Here is an 18626-nt window from a genome sequence, read left to right on the forward strand (position 1 = left end):
GCCGTAAGGCGCGGCGATGCACTTTCGCGCGCCTGCCATCGTCTGCGGCGCCCTGCCGCACGGCGAGACCGCCGTCATCGCGCGGCTGATGACGGCGCAGCACGGCCTCGTCGCGGCCTACGTCGCCGGGGGCAGGGGGCGGCAGCTGCGCCCCGTGCTGATCCCCGGCAACTCGGTCGAGGCCGAACTGCGCTGGAAATCCGAGAACCAGCTGCCCTTCGCCCGCGTGGAACTCGTGCGCAGCCGGGCGCCCTGGCTCGCGGAGCCTCTGCCCGCAGCGGCGATCGGCTGGATAACCGCACTCACCGCCACCGTCCTTCCCGAGCGGCAGGAGTTTCCCGGGCTGTTCGATGCGCTTGAGGGGGCTCTCCAGGCGATCTGCGTGGCACCGTCCGCGCGCGGCTGGGCGCTGGGCCTGGTGCGCTACGAAGTGCTGCTGCTGCGCGAACTGGGCTACGGGGTGCGGGTGCCGCGCCCGGCGCAGGACGACTGGCCCGCGCTTCTGGACACTTTCGATGCTGTCGGGCGCGAATTGGCGCGCTACCCGCTTGCCGATCGCCGCAGAGACGTTATGGCGGCGCGCACCCTGCTGCGCGAGCGGCTGGGGCGGATCGGAACCTAGGAATAGAGCGGGAAAACGCATGCGGATCGCGGTTTTTGCAGGAGACGGAATCGGCCCCGAGGTCACCGAGCAGGCCGTGCGCGTGCTCGAGGCGCTCGCCATTCCCGGCCTCGAACTCGTCGAAGGCGACGTCGGCGGCGCGGCCTACCGCAAGCATGGACACCCGCTTCCCGCCGAAACGCTGGAGATCGCGCGTTCGGCCGATGCGATCCTGTTCGGCGCCGTGGGCGACTTCTCGCTCGACCATCTGGAACGCGCGCTGCGCCCGGAACAGGCGGTGCTCGGCCTGCGCAAGGAGCTTGGCCTCTTCGCCAACCTGCGCCCCGCCACCGTGTTCAAGGGCCTTGAGGACCTGTCCACCCTGCGCCCCGAAATCTCGGGCAAGATCGACCTGCTGATCGTGCGAGAACTCAACGGCGACGTGTACTTCGGCGAGAAGGGCACCCGCACGCTGGAAGACGGCCGCCGCCAGGGCTGGGACATGATGTCCTATGCCGAGGACGAAGTGCGCCGCATCGCCCACGTCGGTTTCAAGGCCGCGCAGGGTCGTTCGAAGAAGCTGTGTTCGGTCGACAAGGCCAACGTGCTCGAAACCTCGCAGCTGTGGCGCGACGTGGTGATCGAGGTTTCCGCCGAATACCCCGACGTCGAGCTGACCCACATGTACGTCGACAACGCGGCGATGCAGCTGGTGAAGAACCCCGGCGCCTTCGACGTGATCGTCACCGGCAACCTGTTCGGGGACATCCTCTCCGACCAGGCGAGCATGTGCGTGGGCTCGATCGGCCTGCTGGCCTCCGCCAGCCTCGCCGAGACCAGCTTCGGCCTGTACGAGCCGATCCACGGCTCCGCCCCCGACATCGCCGGCAAAAACCTCGCCAATCCGATGGCGACGATCCTCTCGGCGGCGATGCTGCTGCGCCATTCGTTCGGCCTGGAAGCCGAGGCCGCGCGCATCGAGGCGGCAGTCGCGGCGGCACTGGCGGACGGCGTCAAGGGCGGCGACCTCGGCGGCAGCGCGGGCACGAGGGAAATCGGTGACGCGGTCGTCGCGCGTCTATAAAGGCGATAATGCTTTCTTGACGCTTAGCATCTACAATCAGGACGCATGAACATTACCAGTTCAGAATTCGCCCAGGCCGCACACGCCGCTGACGACGCCGCCGCGCGCGGCGTGAAGCCGCTTGAGCTCGCCGTGGTCCTGCCGACCTACAACGAGCGCAAGAACATCGCGACCATGATCGAGCGTCTCGAAAAGGCGCTCGCCGGTATCGCGTGGGAAGTGATCTTCGTCGATGACAACAGCCCCGACGGCACTTCGGACGAGGCGCGCCGCCTGTCGCTGCTCGACCCGCGCGTGCGCTGCATCCAGCGGATCGGCCGGCGCGGCCTCGCCAGCGCGGCGATCGAGGGGATGTGTTCCACCTCCGCGCCGATCGTCGCCGTCATGGACGCCGACCACCAGCACGATCCTGCTTTGCTGCCAGGCATGCTCACGGCCGTCGCCTCGGGCGAGTTCGATATCGCCTACGCTTCGCGCTTCGCCGAGGGCGCCAGCACCGAAGCCTGGGGGCGCCCGGACCGCGTCAAGGCCTCGGGCCTTGCCAACCGGATCGCCAACAAGGTCACGGGGGTCGAACTCACCGATCCCATGAGCGGCTTCTTCATGCTGCGCACCCAGACCCTGCGCGCCGACGCGCACCGCCTTTCGGGCGTGGGCTTCAAGATCCTGCTCGACATCCTGGCGACGGTGGAGACCCCGCTGCGCGTCAAGGAATTCCCCCTGAACTTCGCCGCCCGCGCGGAAGGCGAGAGCAAGCTGGACCAGACCGTAGTGTTCGAATTCCTCGTAGGTCTTTACGACAAGTGGCTGGGCCGCATCATCCCGACGCGCTTCGCGCTGTTCGGCACCGTCGGCGCGCTGGGCGTGCTGGTGCAGCTGGCGGCGCTCTGGGTGCTGCTCCACGGCATCTTCGGCGAGCGTTTCGTCATGGGTAACTGGTCGGAGAGCACCACCTTCAACATCGCCAACACTCTGGCGGCGATGGTGGCGATGACCTTTAACTTCGTGCTCAACAACGAGCTGACCTATTCGGACAAGCGCCTGCGCGGATTTGGTCCGGTCCTGCGCGGCTGGGCGCAGTTCGCGGTGACCTGCTCGCTCGGCCTGCTCACCAACGTCGGTTCGGCCGCCGTGCTCAAGACCGTCGGCATCCACAGCGCCGTCGCGGTGGTGACCGGCATCGTGCTCGGCTCGGTGTGGAACTTCGCGCTGTCGTCCAAGTTCGTCTGGGGCAAGTACTGACGATCGTGGCTCCCGCTCTTCGCGGAGCGTGATTCCGCGCGTCGAGGCGCGGCATTCAAGTAAAAGTTCTGTCATTTGTCGGCGGGCGCAAGTCGTTCGTCGGAATCCCTTTGTAACGGCAGTGCCACTGGTCTTTTGGCCCGCGATCGAATTTGCGGGAGGACCAGATGATCTTTCATGTTTCCATGGATGCGCGCGATCCGCGCCGCGTTGCCGAAGTGCTGGCCGAACTGCTCGGCGGCCGCGCCACGCCGTTTCCTCCGGTCGCCGAGGGGAGCTGGCTCGCCCATGCGGGCGACGATCGCAACACCATGGTCGAAGTCTATCCGCGCGGCACCCAGCTGGTCGAGGCCCCGGGTGATGCCGACGCGCTCGGCGTGCCGGGTGACGCCGGCCTGAGCGCCACGCACTTCGCCATGGCGACGCACCGTACCCAGGCCGAAATCTTCGCCATCGCCATGCGCGAGGGCTGGCCCGCCAAGTACCGCAAGCGCGGGGGCGCCTTCGGGGTTATCGAACTGTGGATCGAGGGCAACCGGATGGTCGAGGTGCTGACCGAGCAGATGCAGCGCGAATATCTCGAGACTATGCGGCTCGATGCCTGGCAGCAGATGCTTGCGCAGGCCAGCGGGAAGCGCAGGGTCGCGGCGTGACGACGGCGGGGAAGGGCGCCGACCTTCCCCGTAATGTCATCGCCAGCTCGGCAACCACATCCAGAAGTTGTATGCGCTCTTGAACGGCAGCGGCCAGCCCGAGATGATCGGGTAGAACAGCGCGAACATCGCCAGCGAGAGCATGAAGGTCCCCTTTCCGAGCCAGCGCCAGCGGCCCGGCCGGTCCCACACCGCGTCGAGCGCGAGGCCGAGGAGCGCCATCAGGAAGGCACCGGGCAGCAGGTAGTGGTAGTAGAACTGCACTGGCTTGCCGTTGACGATCCACATGCCCAGGCACGCAGCGTAAAGCAAGACGAAGGCCAGCGCGTCCCACCGCCGCCGGAATGCGGCCGCCCACAGGCTCCAGGCGAGCGCGACGATGCCGGCGATCATGGCGACCGGGTTGCCGATCATGACGATCCCGCGCTGGGCGCCGTCGACGTTCTCGAACAGATACCAGATGCCGCGCCAGTCGGCGATCCACTGGTACCAGTAGGTGCGATAGGGGTGCGGTTTCTTCACGCTGTCCTGCAGACGGATCATCAGCTCGTGCTGCTCGATCACGCCCCACGGCGAAACCGCGTGATGGGGGTAGAACATCGCCGGCAGGTACGTCGCCCAATAGACCGCGAAAGGCAGCAGCCCGAGCCAGAGCGCCGCCTCGCTGAGCGTCACGCCCTTGATCGGCCCGGCGCCGCGCCGGCCGATGCGCAAGGGGCCGGTCTCGCGCAGCCGCAGGATCAGGAACGCGAGGCCCGGCATCATCAGCGCCGGCGCGCCGCTCCACTTGGCACCGAGCGAGAGGCCGAGCGCAATTCCGCTGGCTATCAGGTGCAGGCGCGCCGCGCCCGTCCGGCGCGCGCGCAGGGCCGCGGCGAACTGCCACAGCGCGGTCATGCACAGCCCTGCCGCGATCATGTCGAGCATGGCGATGCGGCTCTGCACGAACCACATGAAGTTGGTCGCCAGCAGCGCGGTCGCCAGCAGCGTCGCGCGGCGGCGCTGCGTCAGGTGCCAGGTGAGGCGCGAGAACGCGAAAAGGCCGAGCCCTCCGAACACCGCCGGGCCGAGGCGCCAGGCCAGCGGCCGGTCGCCGAGCAGGTGGATCAGGCCGGCGATCACTTCCTTGCCGAACAGCGGATGCTCGCGGTTGGCGGGGATCAGTTCCAGCAGCTTCAGCGCGGCGGGAACGTAGTGGACTTCGTCGAAGTAGTAGCGGGTCGGCGTGCCGATGCGCCACAGCACTAGCGCCTGGAACGCAGCGGTCAGCAGCAGGCACCAGCTGAGCGGGTCGCGATTCTGTCGGGCGGCTGATGGCATCCGGGGGCGGGATAAGAGTGATCGGGGATTTGGGCAAGTGGGCTGGACCATGCGACCTGCCGGGTCTGTGCCTCTCGCCTGGCCCGAACGGTGGTGGGGCATGGGAACGGAGGGCAGGCGGCCATCCGCTTGCGCTCCGCCCCGCGCGCTCTTACAGGCAGACCCATGAAACGCACCACCGGACAGGACCGCACCCAGACCCTCAAATGGCGTCCCGCCACCCGCGCGATTCGCGGCGGCACCTGGCGCTCGGAGATGGGCGAGACGAGCGAGGTGCTCTTCCTCACCTCGGGCTATTCCTATGACGACGCCGCCACCGTCGCCGCGCGCTTCGCGGGCGAAGAGGACGGCATGACCTACTCGCGCCTGCAGAACCCTACCGTGGCGATGCTGGAGGAGCGCATCGCGCTGCTCGAAGGGGCGGAGGCCTGCCGCACCCAGGCCTCGGGCATGGCGGCAATGACCGCAGCGCTGCTGTGCCAGCTTTCGGCGGGCGACCACATGGTCACCGCGCGCGCCGCCTTCGGCTCGTGCCGCTGGCTGGGCGACCACCTGCTGCCGCGCTTCGGCGTCGAAGTCACGATCGTCGATGCGGGCGATCTGGCGCAGTGGGAAGCGGCCGTGCGCCCGAACACCAAGGTGTTCTTCTTCGAGACCCCGGCGAATCCGACGATGGATATCGCCGACCTTGCCGGGATCGCGGAAATCGCCAAGGCGCACGGCATCACCACCGTGGTCGACAACGCCTTCTGCTCGCCCGCGCTCCAGCGGCCGATGGAGTTCGGCATCGACGTCGTCGCCTATTCCGCGACCAAGCTGATGGACGGGCAGGGCCGTGTGCTCGCCGGCGCCGTCTGCGGTTCGGAAGAGTTCATCAACGACAAGCTGCTGCCGTTCCAGCGCAACACCGGCCCGAACCTCTCGCCGTTCAACGCCTGGGTGGTGCTGAAGGGGCTCGAGACGCTCGACCTGCGCGCCAAGAAGCAGAGCGAGAACGCGCTGAAGGTCGGGCAGTTCGTCGAGAAGCGGGTTCCCAAGATCCTGCACCCCTGGCTCGACAGCCATCCGAGCCAAGCGCTGGCGATGAAGCAGATGGACGCCTGCGGGCCGATCTTCAGCTTCGTGCTCGACGGCGGCCGCGCGCAGGCGCACGCGCTGCTCGACGCGCTGCAACTGATCGACATCTCGAACAACATCGGCGACTCGCGCTCGCTGATGTGCCACCCGGCCTCGACCACGCATCACAACATGGGGCCCGAGGCCCGAGAGGCGATGGGCATCGGCGAAGGCATGCTGCGTATCAACATCGGCCTCGAGGACGCCGACGACCTGATCGAGGACTTCGACCAGGCGCTGACCAAGGCGGGTCTCTGACCATTTCTCCCCGGGGTTATCCCGGGGAGGAAAGGCGCCTTCGTTACACGGTTGTAGCCTCACAAATTCCTCGTTAGGCTGACCCCGTCATGAAGGAACTGTTCCAGCATACCGCCATCACCGACGGCCTCACCGTGCGTGTCGCCGTCAATTTCCTGCCCGAGCAATCGCGTATCGAGGCGGGGAAGTGGTTCTGGGTCTACCACATACGGATCGAGAACGAGACGGGGCAGACGCTGCAGCTGATGACCCGCCACTGGCGCATCACCGACGCCACCGGCCGGGTCGAGACGATCGAGGGCGAGGGCGTCGTCGGCGAACAGCCGGTGATCGCGCACGGGCGCAGCCACGACTACGTCTCCGGCTGCCCGCTCACCACGCCGCAGGGCTCGATGGAGGGGCACTACACGTTCGTGCGCCAGGACGGGCGCGAGTTCACGGCGCTGATCCCCTACTTCCCGCTCGCCGCGCCCGCGACCGCAGGCTGACTTGCCCGGCCCGCTTGCCGCCCGCGCTCGCTGCGCATAGGGAAGCGCCATGAAGCGTACGCACCTGCCCCTCAACGCCCTGCGCGTCTTCGACGCGGCGGCCCGCCACCTCTCGTTCACCCGCGCGGCGGACGAACTGGCGGTCACCCCCGCTGCTGTCGGCCAGCAGATCCGCGCGCTCGAGGACCTGCTTGGCGTCGTGCTGTTCCGCCGTACCAGCAAGGGCCTGGAGCTGACCGACGAGGCGGGCACTGGCCTTGCCGCGCTGCGCACCGGGTTCCTCCACTTCGAGGACGCGGTGCAGGCGATGCAAGCAGGCCAGTCGAGCCACGTCTACACGATCGCCGCTCCGCGCGAGTTCTTCGCCGCCTGGCTCGCGCCGCGCCTCGCAGCCTTCCGGGCAGCGAATCCGCAGGTCCAGTACGTGCTCGTCGATGGCGAGATGACCGACTTCACCGAGGCCAACCTCGACCTCGCCGTGCGCTGGACCGACGGGCCGGGCGACCTTGAAGGCATGCCGCTGGGCACCGCCGAATGGGTGGAGGTCGGCTCCGGCGACTGGATCGGCTGGCCGGGCGATCCCACGCCCGACTATGAGGAAGGCGCGGCCGACGAAGTCAAACCGCCGATCTCGGTCGGTGACGCAGGTCAGGCCATCGCCGCCGCGCTCGCCGGGATGGGACGAGCGCACGTGCCCGCGCTGCTGGCGGCGGGCATTGGCGATGGCGGGCGCGGCGATCTCGTGGGCACGACCGTTCCCTGCCGACGCGGCTACTGGCTGGTCGCGCCGCTGCCGCAGTGGCGGCAGAAGAAGGTCAAGGACCTCGTGGCGGCGCTTACCGCCGGGGCGTAGCGCGCGCCGATTGACGATGATCCCGCGCTCGCCCACTCTACCGGAAAAGTAGAGATAGGAGCGACGAGATGGCCAGAGGTTCCCTGAAATTGCTCGGCCTGGCGGCGGTCGCGCTGGCTTCACTGCCGCTCGCCGCACGCGCGCAGGAAACGCCTGCGCCTTCGACGGCCTCTCCCGTCGAAGGCTGGGACGCCTTCGTCGATTCTCTTCGTGACCTGCCCGGGACGATGCTGGCGAAGCTCCCCGAGGCCATGCGCGAGGACCCGCAGATCCGTGCCGAAATCGGCCGTATCGCACTGGAGGCGGTGGCAAGCTCGTCGATCGAGGCGCTCGGCTCCGATCCCGCCGCGCCGGCGTTCCTGCCAGCCATCGGCCAGGTCCTCAACGTCGGCCAGCCCAATGCCGACACCGTCTACAAGGTCGCCGCCGTCGATCCGACGCAAAGCTACCGCATTTCGGGGCGCAAGGGCTCGGTGACGCTGGCGGTGATCGCCCAGGTCCTGCCCGGCAGCAATTCACGCCCGCATCTCGACCTCGCGACGCTGAAGACCGACAGCGAGGGGCGTTATTCGGTACTGGTCGCGCCGACCAGGCCGGAAGGCTACGAGGGCGACTTCTGGCAGCTCGAAGGCCAGACCCGCCGCCTGATGCTGCGCGTCGTCAGCTCCGACTGGAGCCACGAGGAGCAGCCCACGGTCACCATCGAGCGCGTCGGCGCGCCGATGGGCCGCCGTCGCCCTTCGGCTGCCGACCTCACCGCGAAGCTGAAGGGCCTGCCGCGGGCGATCGGCACCATCGCGCCGATGTTCGTGGCGACGGTGCAGAAGCTGGCGGACGAAGGCTACGTCAACCGCTTCAAGGTCATGGTCCCGCCCGAAGGCGCGCTGGCCTCGCAGTTCTATTATGACGGCGTCTACGACATCGCCGACGACGAGGCGCTCATCGTCGAGTCCGAGGTGCCCGCCAGCTGCCGTTACCGCTCGCTGATCCTGACCAACGCGCTCTACGAGACGGTCGACTGGACCAACAACCATTCGAGCCTGAACGCCGCGCAAGCCGCGCCCGACAGCGACGGGCGCCTGCGGATCGTCATCGCGGGCAAAGACCCGGGCGTGAAGAACTGGCTCGACACCGCCGGCTATCCGCGCGGCATCATCCAGGGCCGCTGGACCGGCTGCGACAGCCAGCCGATCCCCAGGCTGACCAAGGTGAAGTTCAGGGACCTCGCCAAGGCGCTGCCCAAGGACGTGGCGCGGGTCACGCCCGAGCAGCGCGAAGCGATCGTGCGCGAACGCAACCGTGCCTATCAGGAGCGGGCCCTGTGGTGAGGGGCTGACGCAAAGCTCAGTTATTTACCGCCGTTTTCGCAATTCACGCCGGTTTACGTCGTTCCTTTTCGTCATTCCCGCCTTCGCGGGAATGACGAAAAAAGGGGGCGAAATGGGTGAAAAAGAGACGGAATGGGGGCGAAAAGATCCGCCTCGGTCCGCCCCGGTTCAACCCAGCGCGGCTTCCTTCTCCGCCAGCAGGCGGTCGATCTCGGCGCGGCTCTTCTTCTCGGCGGAGGTCTTGAGCTGACCGCATGCGGCGTCGATGTCGCGGCCGCGCGGGGTGCGGACCGGGGCCGAGATGCCCCCCTGGAAGACGATGTCCGAGAAGGTGCGGATGCGCTCGGGCGTCGAGCACTCGTAAGGCGCGCCGGGCCAGGGGTTGAACGGGATCAGGTTGACCTTGGCTGGCAGATCGTACTTGCGCAGCAAGCGGACCAGTTCGCGCGCGTCGGCGTCGCTGTCGTTCTTGTCCTTGAGCATCACGTATTCGAAAGTGATGCGCCGGGCGTTGCTGGCGCCGGGGTAGTCGGCGCAGGCCTGGAGCAGGTCTTCTAGCCCGTACTTCTTGTTGATCGGCACGATCTCGTCGCGCACGTCCTTGGTCACCGCGTGGAGTGAGACCGCGAGGTTGACGCCGATCTCCTCGCCGCAGCGCGCCATCTGCGGGATCACGCCCGAGGTGGAGAGCGTGATGCGGCGCTTGGAAAGGGCCAGGCCCTCGCCGTCCATCACCAGCTTGAGCGCGTCGCGCACGTTGTCGAAATTGTAGAGCGGCTCGCCCATGCCCATCATCACGATGTTGGTGAGCAGGCGCCCGCTGGACGAGTAGGAGCCTTCGTCCTCGTCGTCGTCCAGGTCTGGTACGCTGGAGGGGCGCGTGTCGCTGACGCCGTTGGGCCATTCGCCCAGCGCGTCGCGCGCGAGCATGACCTGGCCGACGATCTCGCCCACCGTCAGGTTGCGCACCAGGCGCATGGTGCCGGTGTGGCAGAAGCGGCAGTTGAGCGTGCAGCCGACTTGCGAGGACACGCAGAGCGTGCCGCGGTCCGCATCGGGGATGAACACCATCTCGTAGTCGTGCGCGTCGGCGGTGCGCAGCAGCCACTTGCGGGTGCCGTCGCTGGAGTGCTGGGCCTCGACGATCTCGGGCCGGCCGACGACGAAACGTTCGCCGAGCCACGGGCGCATGGTCTTGGCGATGTCGGTCATCGCCTGGAACTCGGTGACGCCGCGGTGGTAGAGCCAGTGGTAGACCTGCTTGGCGCGCAGCTTGGCGGCCTTCGCATCGAGCCCGGCGGCTTCGAACAGTTCGGCGATGCGCTTCTTGGGCAGGCCGAGGAGGTCGATGCGCCCGTCCTCGCGCGGGGTCACGCCATCGACGATGCCGGGGCGCGGCACCGGCATGGGCTCGATGTGGCCCGGGATCGGCATGAGGCCGGCGGCAGCGGATGCGGTGTCCGCCCCGGCAGGGATATCGTTCGTCTGTGACATGATCGGGGGGCGTATAATGCATGTGGCGCCAAAACGGAAGGTGCGCCTCGCGCGCGGGCGCCATGGGCCTGCGCGAACGGCGGCAAGGGCAGTTCGTTCCATCGGCCCGACCTTCCGATCTCTCGTCACATCGCAGTAGTGTTGCCGAAAAACATCAACGTTTTCGTTGTGTTAGGTTCAGGAAACTTCGGTGGCAGGGAGGGCATTTCACCAGTCCAAGGCGGACGAAACCCGCCCGATGGCGCGGCGGAAAAACCGCCGCATGGAATGATCGGAGTACCTTAATGAAGAAGATCCTTTTCTCGCTCGCCGCTGGCACCGCGATGGCTTCCGCCCCGGCCATGGCGCAGAATGTCGCCCCGGTTGACCCGTTCTCCGGCTTCCACGTCGAGGCTCTGGCCGGTTACGACGTGTCGAAGGCCGGCAGCAGCATCGACGATGACGTCAACGAGGACAACGACCAGTCGATCGATGGCCTGGCCTACGGCGTGGGCGCGGGATATGACCTGCGCTTCAATAACTTCGTGGTCGGTCCCGAGGCGGAAGTGACCTGGTCGACCGCCAAGACCAAGTTCGACGACGGCGACTTCGAGGGCTTCGGCATCGGCAACGTCAAGACCAACCGCGACCTCTACGTTGGTGCGCGCGTCGGTTACGTCGTGAGCCCGAGGACGATGGTCTACGCCAAGGGCGGCTACACCAACGCGAAGTTCGACGTGCGCAACGCCAGCGGAACCGTGACCACCGACCGCGACATCGACGCGGACGGCTGGCGCATCGGCGCGGGCGTCGAGCAGGCGATCAGCAACAACGTCTTCGCCAAGGTGGAATACCGCTACTCGAACTACGAAAAGGGCGAACTCGACTACCGCGGCGATTTCGCGGACGGCGATCGCTTCAACCTCGACCTCGACCGTCACCAGGTGATGGCGGGCGTGGGCGTCCGCTTCTGACGATAATCTGATCGGCGTTCATGGCGCGGGGAAGGGCGTGGCCGGAAGGCCTCGCCCTTCTTGCGTCGGGCATCCGGTCTTCGCGGGCAGCATCAATCCTGTCGGTGCGGGTTTCTCAGCGCAGGCGGGCGCAGCCGATCAGGGCGGCGTCCATCGCGGAAGCCGCGCCGGGCAGTGCCCAGGTGTTGGCGAAGGGGCGTCCCCTGGCGTCGCGGGCGTTGGCGGTCATCGAAGGGGCGGAGCGCATGGCGGCGACGATCGCGGCGTTGTCGCCATCGCTGCGCGGCCAGGCGTCGCCGCCGCCGGCGGTCATCACTATCCGCTTGTCGCCGATGCGCAAGGTGACCGGCGCACCCGGGGCCAGCTGGCGCGACAGTCGCAGATGGACCTGATTGCGGACGGCGCGCCGAGGCCATGTGCCGATCGCCGCATAGGGCTGATAGTCGCGTTGCATCGTGCTCGGCTCAGCCATGGCAATGGCGTAGCAGCGGGGCACCAGCGGGTCGCGGAACGCCCCCCAGCCGCCGTAGAGCCCGAGGCTCTCTCGGGCGAGCGCGGGAGCGGCCAGCACCGCGCAGGCAAGCAACGGTAGCACGAGCAGGGATCGAGGGCGGAAAAGGCTCACGGCGCGCTCATGGCACGAAACGCCGCGCGGCAAAACGGTCAGATGAGTTTCGCGATCAGGCTGTCGACGCCGCGCTCCAGCCCACCGGCAAAATCGCCGGACTTGAAGCGCGGCAGCATGTCCTGCTCAATGACCGTGTAGCAGACCTTTAAGGGGAGCGTCTTTTCAAGCCCGCGACCCACTTCGATGCGGACTTTGCGCTCGCCGGGCGCCACCAGCACGACGACGCCATCGTTCTGTTCCTTGCGGCCGATGCCCCAGCGCCGCGCAAGATCGAGAGTGTATTCCGCGATGTCCTTCCCGCCGAGCGAGGGGGCGGTCACGATCACCATCTGGTGTCCGGTACGGTCTTCCAGCCCGCGGAGCCTATCCGCCAGCTTGCGCTCGGCCGCTTCATCCAGCAGGCCGGCGGCATCGTTCACGCGGCGCTGAAGGCGAAGGGCCTCCCCTGCCGGCTGGGTGGTCGATTCGATGAAAGCCGTCGGCGGCGCGACTTCGGTACCATCGCAGGCCGACGCGAGCAGCGCGAGGCAGACGGCAAGCAGCAGCCGGAACGATGCGGATCTACACATGCCCCGCGTCATAGTGCGTGTCCGGCGCGGCGGAAACCGGCAATCCCCTGCCGCTCCCGATTGCCCAGCGGTGGGGGCGGGCCGAAACCCGCCCCGAACGTTTAGAAGCCGTCGACGGCCTTGCTGACGAGCACGTTGACCGCGACGCGGCGGTTCTGTGCCTTGCCTTCTTCGGTGCTGTTGTCCGCCAAGGGGTCGGCTTCCGACATACCGGTGGGCGTCAGCATGCGATAGGGCTTCCAGTGGCAGGCCTGCTGGAGATAGTTGACCACTCCGCCCGCGCGCTTTTCGCTGAGCTTCTGGTTGATCTCGGGGCCGCCGGTGGAATCGGTGTAACCCACGACGAGCAACAGCGCGTTGTCCATCCCCGCAGCCGCGGTTGCCGCCGCGCAAAGGTCGCTCTTCGCCTGGGGGGACAGGACAGCCTTGCCGGTGTCGAAGTTCACGTTGGTCGTGCTCTTGACGTTGTACTGGTCGATGTCGCCCATGCGGCCGCGCAGCGCCTCGGTTGCCGCGCTCTGTTCGGCAAAGCCCTGTTCGGTGCCGTTGCGGATCATGGATGCGGTCCTGAGGTCCTTGCCCTGAAGCTTGATCTGGCTCGCCAGAAGCATGCCGCTGCCTTGCAGCGTCTTGACGGTCACGGGCACGCCGTTGATGAGCGACGTGGCCGCGAGCTTGTTGCTGTTGAGGCCGAACAGGCCTTTCACGGCAGTGATCTTGGTGGCGTCGTCGATGGCGATGACCGTCTTGGACCCGTCCTCCGCCGTGACCTGCATCCGGCTGCCGCTGCGCGCCGAAATGATGCCCTTCACCTCCGGCCCTTCGGTCATTTCAGACCGTTCGGGAGGCCGCGTGTCGGAAACGGTGACCGAGAGATCGGCCTCAGGCGGGTCCTGGGTCTGCGCCGACACGCTGCCTGCGGCCGTCCCGGCCAGCATGGCGAGCGTCAAGAGGACCTTTGGGCTTTTCCTGGAAACGAAACTCATTGCGCTACTCCTTCAAACTCGACCTGTCGGGCCTGCGCAATCGCAGCTTCTCGTCTGGCCGCCGCCCCCGTGATGGCGTATCCGGCTGCCAGAACCCCCTCCAGTAGCTTCGCAAGACATGCGGCTGTTGCCGCACCTGAACGCTATGGATGTCCTGCGTGTTCAGACTAACCTTGCGGACACATGAACACGCATACCCAACCGTTAGTTCCGCGGGTAACGCGAGGCCGAGGTGCGGCGAACCGAGGCAGATCAAGCCCTGTGCACTTCGTTCGAGTAGCGGCGGGTTACCTCGGCGGAATTTAAAAAGTGTAGCCCCGCAAGGTGCCATTGCTGGAAAATTGCGCGGGATAACGGGAATTGCCTGCGGCAACTCCCGAAGTAATCCGGTACCGACCGTGCGGACGAGATAACGGAGCGCCTGCTCCGGTCAGGCGATCTCGCGCTGGACTTCGCCGATCTTCTTGCCGTCCTCGAAGTAGCCGTGGCCGTAGTCGCCCTTTATAGTGGTGCGCAGGGTCTGGCGTTCGTACTTCGCGTCGCAGCCTTCGACCGCATGGAGCATGCGGTGGTTGTCCCAGATCACCATGTCGGTGGGCTTCCATTCGTGCCAGTAGGCGCTGGTCCCCTGGCCGAGGCGGTTGATCTCGTGCGCCGTCTCGTCGAGCAGGCAGTCGCCCGCCTGGTCCTCCTGGTGTTCGAGGCCGACGGCCATCCACGGGCCGAAGTGCATGACCTTCTCGCCGGTTTCGCGCGTCCACACGGCGGGATGCATTGCACGCGGGAACGTCGAGGCTTCCCTCAGCAGGGCGGGCGTCGAGGAATGTTCGGTAAGCGCCGTGAAGTTGACGCCGTACTTCATCGTCGAGAGGCGGGTATCGAGCGTGTAGACCACGTTCGCGCCTTCCAGCCGGGCGCGCAGCGCCTGCGGGAACTGGCGGTACAGCTCGACGCCGTCCATGAAGCCGGTGCGCCCGCCCTCGGGCGCGTTGATCGGCGCGCGCAAGACGCCCGCATAGTTGAGCTCGTCGTTGTAGCAGTGGTCGAAGTGCCAGGGCGAGAAGCGCGCCACCACCGCGCCGTCGAGCTCGACGAGGCCCTCGCCTTTCGCCACGTCGTCGCTCGGACGGTAGTGCATGTCGATGACGCCGAGCGCCTCGTCGCCGGTCTCGCCGTCGCGCGGGGTGGTCTTGGTGGGATGGTCCTTGAGCGGGCCGAACACCTTGCTGACCGCGACGTGCATCTTCGCGCTGGGCTCCATCTCGCGGAAGACGATCATGCCGCGCTCCACGAACAGCTTGCGCAGCTGCGCGCGCACGGCCTCGTCGGCGAGGGTGTCCCAGTCGAGCCCCGCGACCTGGGCGCCGAAGTTCAGGTTCTCGCCCAGCGGCGTCACGACAATGCCCGTCATCTCTCGTTACCCCGTCTCGTTGTTTTCTTGTTCTCGGGCCACCCAGGTATGTCTCCGGATGGACCTGCCGCTATTTGCTAAGCACGCTCACTATAATGCCACGAGCGGCGGGACTGCGCCAAGCGCAAAGATTGGAACGGGCCGCTTCGCTGTTGCGTTGCAGCGTGGCCGGCCGCAGAGTCGGCGCGCAACGGCAGGAGAGGACAGGGGCGGCCTTCGGGCCGTGCAATGCTTTTTGCGAGAAGGTCTTCGATGGCGGCAGTCTACGAATTCATCGTCATCGGTAGCGGACCCTCGGGCCGCCGCGCGGCGATCCAGGCGGCGAAGCTGGGCAAGTCGGTCCTCGTGATCGAAGGGCGCACGCGCGTCGGCGGCGTCTCGGTCCACACCGGCACGATCCCCAGCAAGACCCTGCGCGAGACCGCGCTGAACCTCTCAGGCTGGCGCGAGCGGGGGTTCTACGGCCGCTCCTACCGCGTCAAGAAGGAGATCGGCAGCGAGGACCTGTCGATCCGCCTCGCCAAGACGCTCGACCACGAGGTCGACGTGCTGGAGCACCAGTTCCTGCGCAACGGCGTGGATACGATGGCCGGCTTCGCGCGCTTCGTCGATGCCAACCGGGTGGTCGTGACCTCGCCCGATGGCAGCGAACTGGTGGTCGAGGGCGAGCGCTTCCTGATCGCCGTGGGCACGCTGCCGCATCACCCCGACGCGGTGGACTTCGCCGATCCCGACATCCTCGATTCCGACGAGGTCGTGAACATCCCGCGCCTGCCGCGTTCGCTGGCGGTGGTGGGCGCGGGCGTCATCGGCATCGAATACGCGACGATCTTCTCCGCGCTCGACGTCGCCGTCACCGTGATCGAGCCGCGCGCGACGTTCCTCGATTTCGTCGACCGCGAGATCATTGAGGAGTTCGTCCACCAGTTGCGCGACCGGGGCGTGACCTTCCGGCTCGGCTCACCCGCCGCGAAAGTGGAGAAGGGCACCGACGGGCGCGTGCTCACGACGCTGGGCGACGGGCGGACGGTGCGCACCGAGATGCTGCTCTACTGCGCCGGGCGCATGGGCGCGACCGCCGGGCTCGGCCTCGAGGCCTGCGCGCTGGCCACCGACCCGCGCGGGCGGCTCTCGGTCGATCCGGTCACATACCAGACCGCGGTGCCGCACATCTATGCGGCGGGCGACGTGATCGGCTTCCCGAGCCTCGCCTCGACCTCGATGGAGCAGGGCCGCATCGCTGCCTGCCACGCCTTCGGCCTGCCGCTTCCTCCGGCGCCCGCGTTCTTCCCCTACGGCATCTACGCGGTGCCCGAAATTTCGACCGTGGGCATGACCGAGGAGGAAGTGCGCACGCGCGGCATCAACTACGAATGCGGCATCGCCCGCCTGCGCGAGACCAGCCGGGGACACATCATGGGGCTGCAGCAGGGGCTGATGAAGATGATCTTCTCGAACAAGACCCGCCGCCTGCTTGGCGTCCACATCATCGGCGAGGGCGCGACCGAGCTGATCCACATCGGCCAGGCGGTGCTCAACCTGAAGGGCACGATCGACTACTTCATCGAAAACACCTTCAACTACCCGACCCTCGCCGAAGCCTACAAGATCGCCGCGCTCGACGCCTGGAACCGCATGGCCCGGTGAGGCGGGGTCGGGGATGGCTCTAGAAGCTCAGAGCCTGGCGTTGACGCTCCCCGCGAAAGGGGAGACCCCATCGCGGCCCATGTCCGGTTCCGGAACCGGATTCTCGCCCGCGAGCGTCTTGCGGAGGCGGATGTGGATGAGCCTGTGTTCGAGTATCCGCCCGAGCACCCACAACGCGAAGAAGATGCCCATGAAGACATAGGCGGTGGTCATCGAGGGTTTGCGGTTGCGCTTGCCGATCTCCTCGGCGCCCTTCTTCTTCTCGGGCTTGGGGGCGCCGAGCAACTGGTCGATCGCGCTCATCGGCACGTCTTCGGGCTTGATCTTCGAGCGCTTCTTGGCGGCCTCCTCCTTCGCCTTGACCACTTCGGGCGGGTTGCGCCACTGGTCCATGGCCACGCCGATGTGGCCGACGGCAAAGAAAAGCAACGGGGCCAGGAAGCAGGCGAGCAAGGCGCGGCTCGTCATGTCGTAACGCAGCAGGCCATCGGCGATCCGAAAAGTGCCGTGGTCGAAGACCGACATCTTGTCCTGGGGAAGCTGGGCCTTCTTGCTGAAGCTCAAGGTATCGCCCTGGACCCGGTACGTAGTGTTCTTTTCCTGCATCAGGCCGTCAAGCCGGCCGAAAGCTTCCGCGGCAGACTGAGGCGGGTCGATCGGGAGGGTCCCCTTCACCCGCCAGATCCAATCGACGAAACGTAGCTTCACGAGGTTTTCCTCTGATGGGTACCGGTTTTTAGAATGCGATCCTGGCTGGCCCCGCCGTGACGGCGCGGGCCCCTGGGCTGGGATAGAGCAGCCCCGCGCTCAGGCGCGCGGAGCCGCCTTGATCACTCTGCCGGTATCGCGGTCATCGGCTGGCGGCGGGCGAACTTTTCCTTGAGCAGCTTGTAAGGCTCGGAGAAGGTGTAGTGCATGGTTTCCACGATCGACATGCGGCGTCCGCCTTCCTGACCGAGCAGCTCTGCCTCGCCGTCCCGGCAGGTGCCGTGCATGCGGTCGATGAAGATCCAGGTGCCGGAATAATTGCTGCGGGTGCTTTCGTAGTCCTGTGCGTGATGCAGGCTGTGGTGCTCGGTGGTGTTGAAGATCTTGAACCACCACTTGGGCGTGTTGAAGCGGATGTTGCAGTGCTGATAGCTGCCCACCGCCAGGCCGAAGGCGCCCGCCAGCAGGGCGGCGCGGGGCAGGAAGTCGAACAGGCCGCCGACGCCGAGGCCGATAAGGAAGATCTCGACCGGATTGCCGACGCTGCCCTTCTGCACATTCAACTGGGTGAGGAAGTGGTGCGGCGCATGGGTGACCCACAGGGGATACCAGTTGTGCATGCCGCGGTGCATCCAGTACTGGAAGTAGTCGCCGATGAACGAGATCAGGAACGCCTGAAGCAGCAGCGGCAATCCGATGAACCAGGCGAACTTGGCCATGTCAAAGGTGTCCTGGAACCAGGTGATGATCGCCTCGCTGCTGATCGGGCCGAAAAGAACCCTGACCACCATCATGCCCATGGCGACGTAGAAGGTGTCGCAGGCGAGCTCCTTCCAGGTATGCTGCCAGCTCTTGTAGCGGGGGCTGATCCACTCCATCCCCAGCATCATGAACTTGACGCCAAGGCCGATCCACAAGGTGACCGACGGCTTGATCCACGCCGCTGGCGCGTAATAGTAGAAGGCCACCACCGCAAGCAGGAACGCGGGCTGGAAATGGGTGAAGAAGGCTTGCTTGACCGGCCCGCCCTGCACTCGGCCCAGATTGTCCAGGCCGAGGGTTATTGGGGCGCTCACCATGTACGAGGGCTTTTCGACCGCAACCGTTCCGTTCATTGGGAGTTCTCTCGATGAAGTTTCTTAGCCGATGCCAGCGACACCCGCGCGTTGGTACTTCAGACGAGCGATTATTGCGGTACGTCGTTTGACGTAGGTGGTCGCGTGGTGGGTCTGGATCGCGACGATTATCCTTGTTTTACAGGACTTTTCTGCCAGAAATTTCATGCGG

The 18626-nt window shown here is 66.6% G+C and carries 18 protein-coding genes; 10 read left to right on the forward strand and 8 right to left on the reverse strand.

All coding sequences use genetic code 11. The features are described from left to right. Positions 1-16 precede the first annotated feature (16 nt). From recO to AC07M9_RS04400, 4 genes are all read left to right on the forward strand, one after another. The gene (recO, locus tag AC07M9_RS04385; protein ID WP_494881627.1) at positions 17-622 is read left to right on the forward strand and encodes a DNA repair protein RecO; all 606 of its coding nucleotides are present in this window, start codon (positions 17-19) and stop codon (positions 620-622) included. A 19-nt stretch (positions 623-641) separates the two neighbouring features. Further along, positions 642-1685 (forward strand): 3-isopropylmalate dehydrogenase, encoded by a 1044-nt coding sequence (gene leuB, locus AC07M9_RS04390; RefSeq protein WP_494881629.1) that lies wholly within the window; start codon positions 642-644, stop codon positions 1683-1685. Between the two features lie 45 nt (positions 1686-1730). Continuing rightward, the gene (locus AC07M9_RS04395) at positions 1731-2927 is read left to right on the forward strand and encodes a glycosyltransferase (protein WP_494881631.1); all 1197 of its coding nucleotides are present in this window, start codon (positions 1731-1733) and stop codon (positions 2925-2927) included. A 167-nt stretch (positions 2928-3094) separates the two neighbouring features. Further along, positions 3095-3580, forward strand: coding sequence for a hypothetical protein (locus AC07M9_RS04400; protein ID WP_494881633.1), 486 nt, complete (start codon positions 3095-3097; stop codon positions 3578-3580). A gap of 36 nt (positions 3581-3616) precedes the next feature. Here AC07M9_RS04400 and AC07M9_RS04405 read toward each other — a convergent pair whose 3' ends face one another. Next, a complete protein-coding gene (locus tag AC07M9_RS04405) occupies positions 3617-4900 on the reverse strand; it encodes a phospholipid carrier-dependent glycosyltransferase (RefSeq protein ID WP_494881635.1) in 1284 nt (427 codons plus the stop codon). Between the two features lie 165 nt (positions 4901-5065). Here AC07M9_RS04405 and AC07M9_RS04410 point away from each other — a divergent pair, with 165 nt between their 5' ends. The 4 genes from AC07M9_RS04410 (at position 5066) to AC07M9_RS04425 (ending at position 8943) form a co-directional block, all read left to right on the forward strand. After that, on the forward strand, positions 5066-6274 hold the full coding sequence (locus AC07M9_RS04410) for a trans-sulfuration enzyme family protein (RefSeq protein WP_494881637.1): 1209 nt from the start codon (positions 5066-5068) through the stop codon (positions 6272-6274). Between the two features lie 89 nt (positions 6275-6363). After that, on the forward strand, positions 6364-6762 hold the full coding sequence (apaG, locus tag AC07M9_RS04415; protein WP_494881639.1) for a Co2+/Mg2+ efflux facilitator ApaG/CorD: 399 nt from the start codon (positions 6364-6366) through the stop codon (positions 6760-6762). Positions 6763-6811: 49 nt separating this feature from the next. Further along, positions 6812-7615 (forward strand): LysR family transcriptional regulator, encoded by an 804-nt coding sequence (locus AC07M9_RS04420; protein WP_494881641.1) that lies wholly within the window; start codon positions 6812-6814, stop codon positions 7613-7615. Positions 7616-7683: 68 nt separating this feature from the next. Continuing rightward, a complete protein-coding gene (locus AC07M9_RS04425; RefSeq protein WP_494881642.1) occupies positions 7684-8943 on the forward strand; it encodes a DUF1214 domain-containing protein in 1260 nt (419 codons plus the stop codon). A gap of 168 nt (positions 8944-9111) precedes the next feature. Here the strand turns inward: AC07M9_RS04425 and rlmN are convergent, their stop codons facing one another. Beyond that, on the reverse strand, positions 9112-10437 hold the full coding sequence (rlmN, locus tag AC07M9_RS04430) for a 23S rRNA (adenine(2503)-C(2))-methyltransferase RlmN (RefSeq protein ID WP_494881643.1): 1326 nt from the start codon (positions 10435-10437) through the stop codon (positions 9112-9114). Positions 10438-10721: 284 nt separating this feature from the next. On the opposite strand from rlmN, the gene AC07M9_RS04435 reads away from it, so the two are divergent. Further along, on the forward strand, positions 10722-11390 hold the full coding sequence (locus AC07M9_RS04435; protein ID WP_494881644.1) for an outer membrane protein: 669 nt from the start codon (positions 10722-10724) through the stop codon (positions 11388-11390). 115 nt (positions 11391-11505) lie between these two features. Here AC07M9_RS04435 and AC07M9_RS04440 read toward each other — a convergent pair whose 3' ends face one another. The 4 genes from AC07M9_RS04440 to AC07M9_RS04455 all read right to left on the reverse strand — a co-directional run bounded on the left by AC07M9_RS04440 (position 11506) and on the right by AC07M9_RS04455 (position 14984). Further along, positions 11506-12015 (reverse strand): hypothetical protein, encoded by a 510-nt coding sequence (locus tag AC07M9_RS04440; RefSeq protein ID WP_494881645.1) that lies wholly within the window; start codon positions 12013-12015, stop codon positions 11506-11508. Between the two features lie 38 nt (positions 12016-12053). Next, a complete protein-coding gene (locus AC07M9_RS04445) occupies positions 12054-12599 on the reverse strand; it encodes a TPM domain-containing protein (protein WP_494881646.1) in 546 nt (181 codons plus the stop codon). 89 nt (positions 12600-12688) lie between these two features. Further along, positions 12689-13573 (reverse strand): OmpA family protein, encoded by an 885-nt coding sequence (locus tag AC07M9_RS04450; RefSeq protein WP_494881647.1) that lies wholly within the window; start codon positions 13571-13573, stop codon positions 12689-12691. A gap of 430 nt (positions 13574-14003) precedes the next feature. Beyond that, positions 14004-14984 carry a TauD/TfdA dioxygenase family protein gene (locus AC07M9_RS04455; RefSeq protein ID WP_494881648.1) on the reverse strand — a complete coding sequence of 327 codons (981 nt, stop codon included), beginning with the start codon at positions 14982-14984 and terminating at the stop codon, positions 14004-14006. Positions 14985-15236: 252 nt separating this feature from the next. Here AC07M9_RS04455 and sthA point away from each other — a divergent pair, with 252 nt between their 5' ends. Beyond that, entirely contained in the window at positions 15237-16631 is a 1395-nt protein-coding gene (sthA, locus tag AC07M9_RS04460; protein ID WP_494881650.1) for a Si-specific NAD(P)(+) transhydrogenase, read from the forward strand. Between the two features lie 27 nt (positions 16632-16658). Here sthA and AC07M9_RS04465 read toward each other — a convergent pair whose 3' ends face one another. Continuing rightward, a complete protein-coding gene (locus AC07M9_RS04465; RefSeq protein WP_494881652.1) occupies positions 16659-17339 on the reverse strand; it encodes a hypothetical protein in 681 nt (226 codons plus the stop codon). Positions 17340-17461: 122 nt separating this feature from the next. Further along, a complete protein-coding gene (locus AC07M9_RS04470; RefSeq protein WP_494881654.1) occupies positions 17462-18454 on the reverse strand; it encodes a sterol desaturase family protein in 993 nt (330 codons plus the stop codon). Positions 18455-18626: the final 172 nt, after the last annotated feature.

The sequence above is a fragment of the Novosphingobium sp. GW821-FHT09E05 genome (assembly GCF_059416165.1).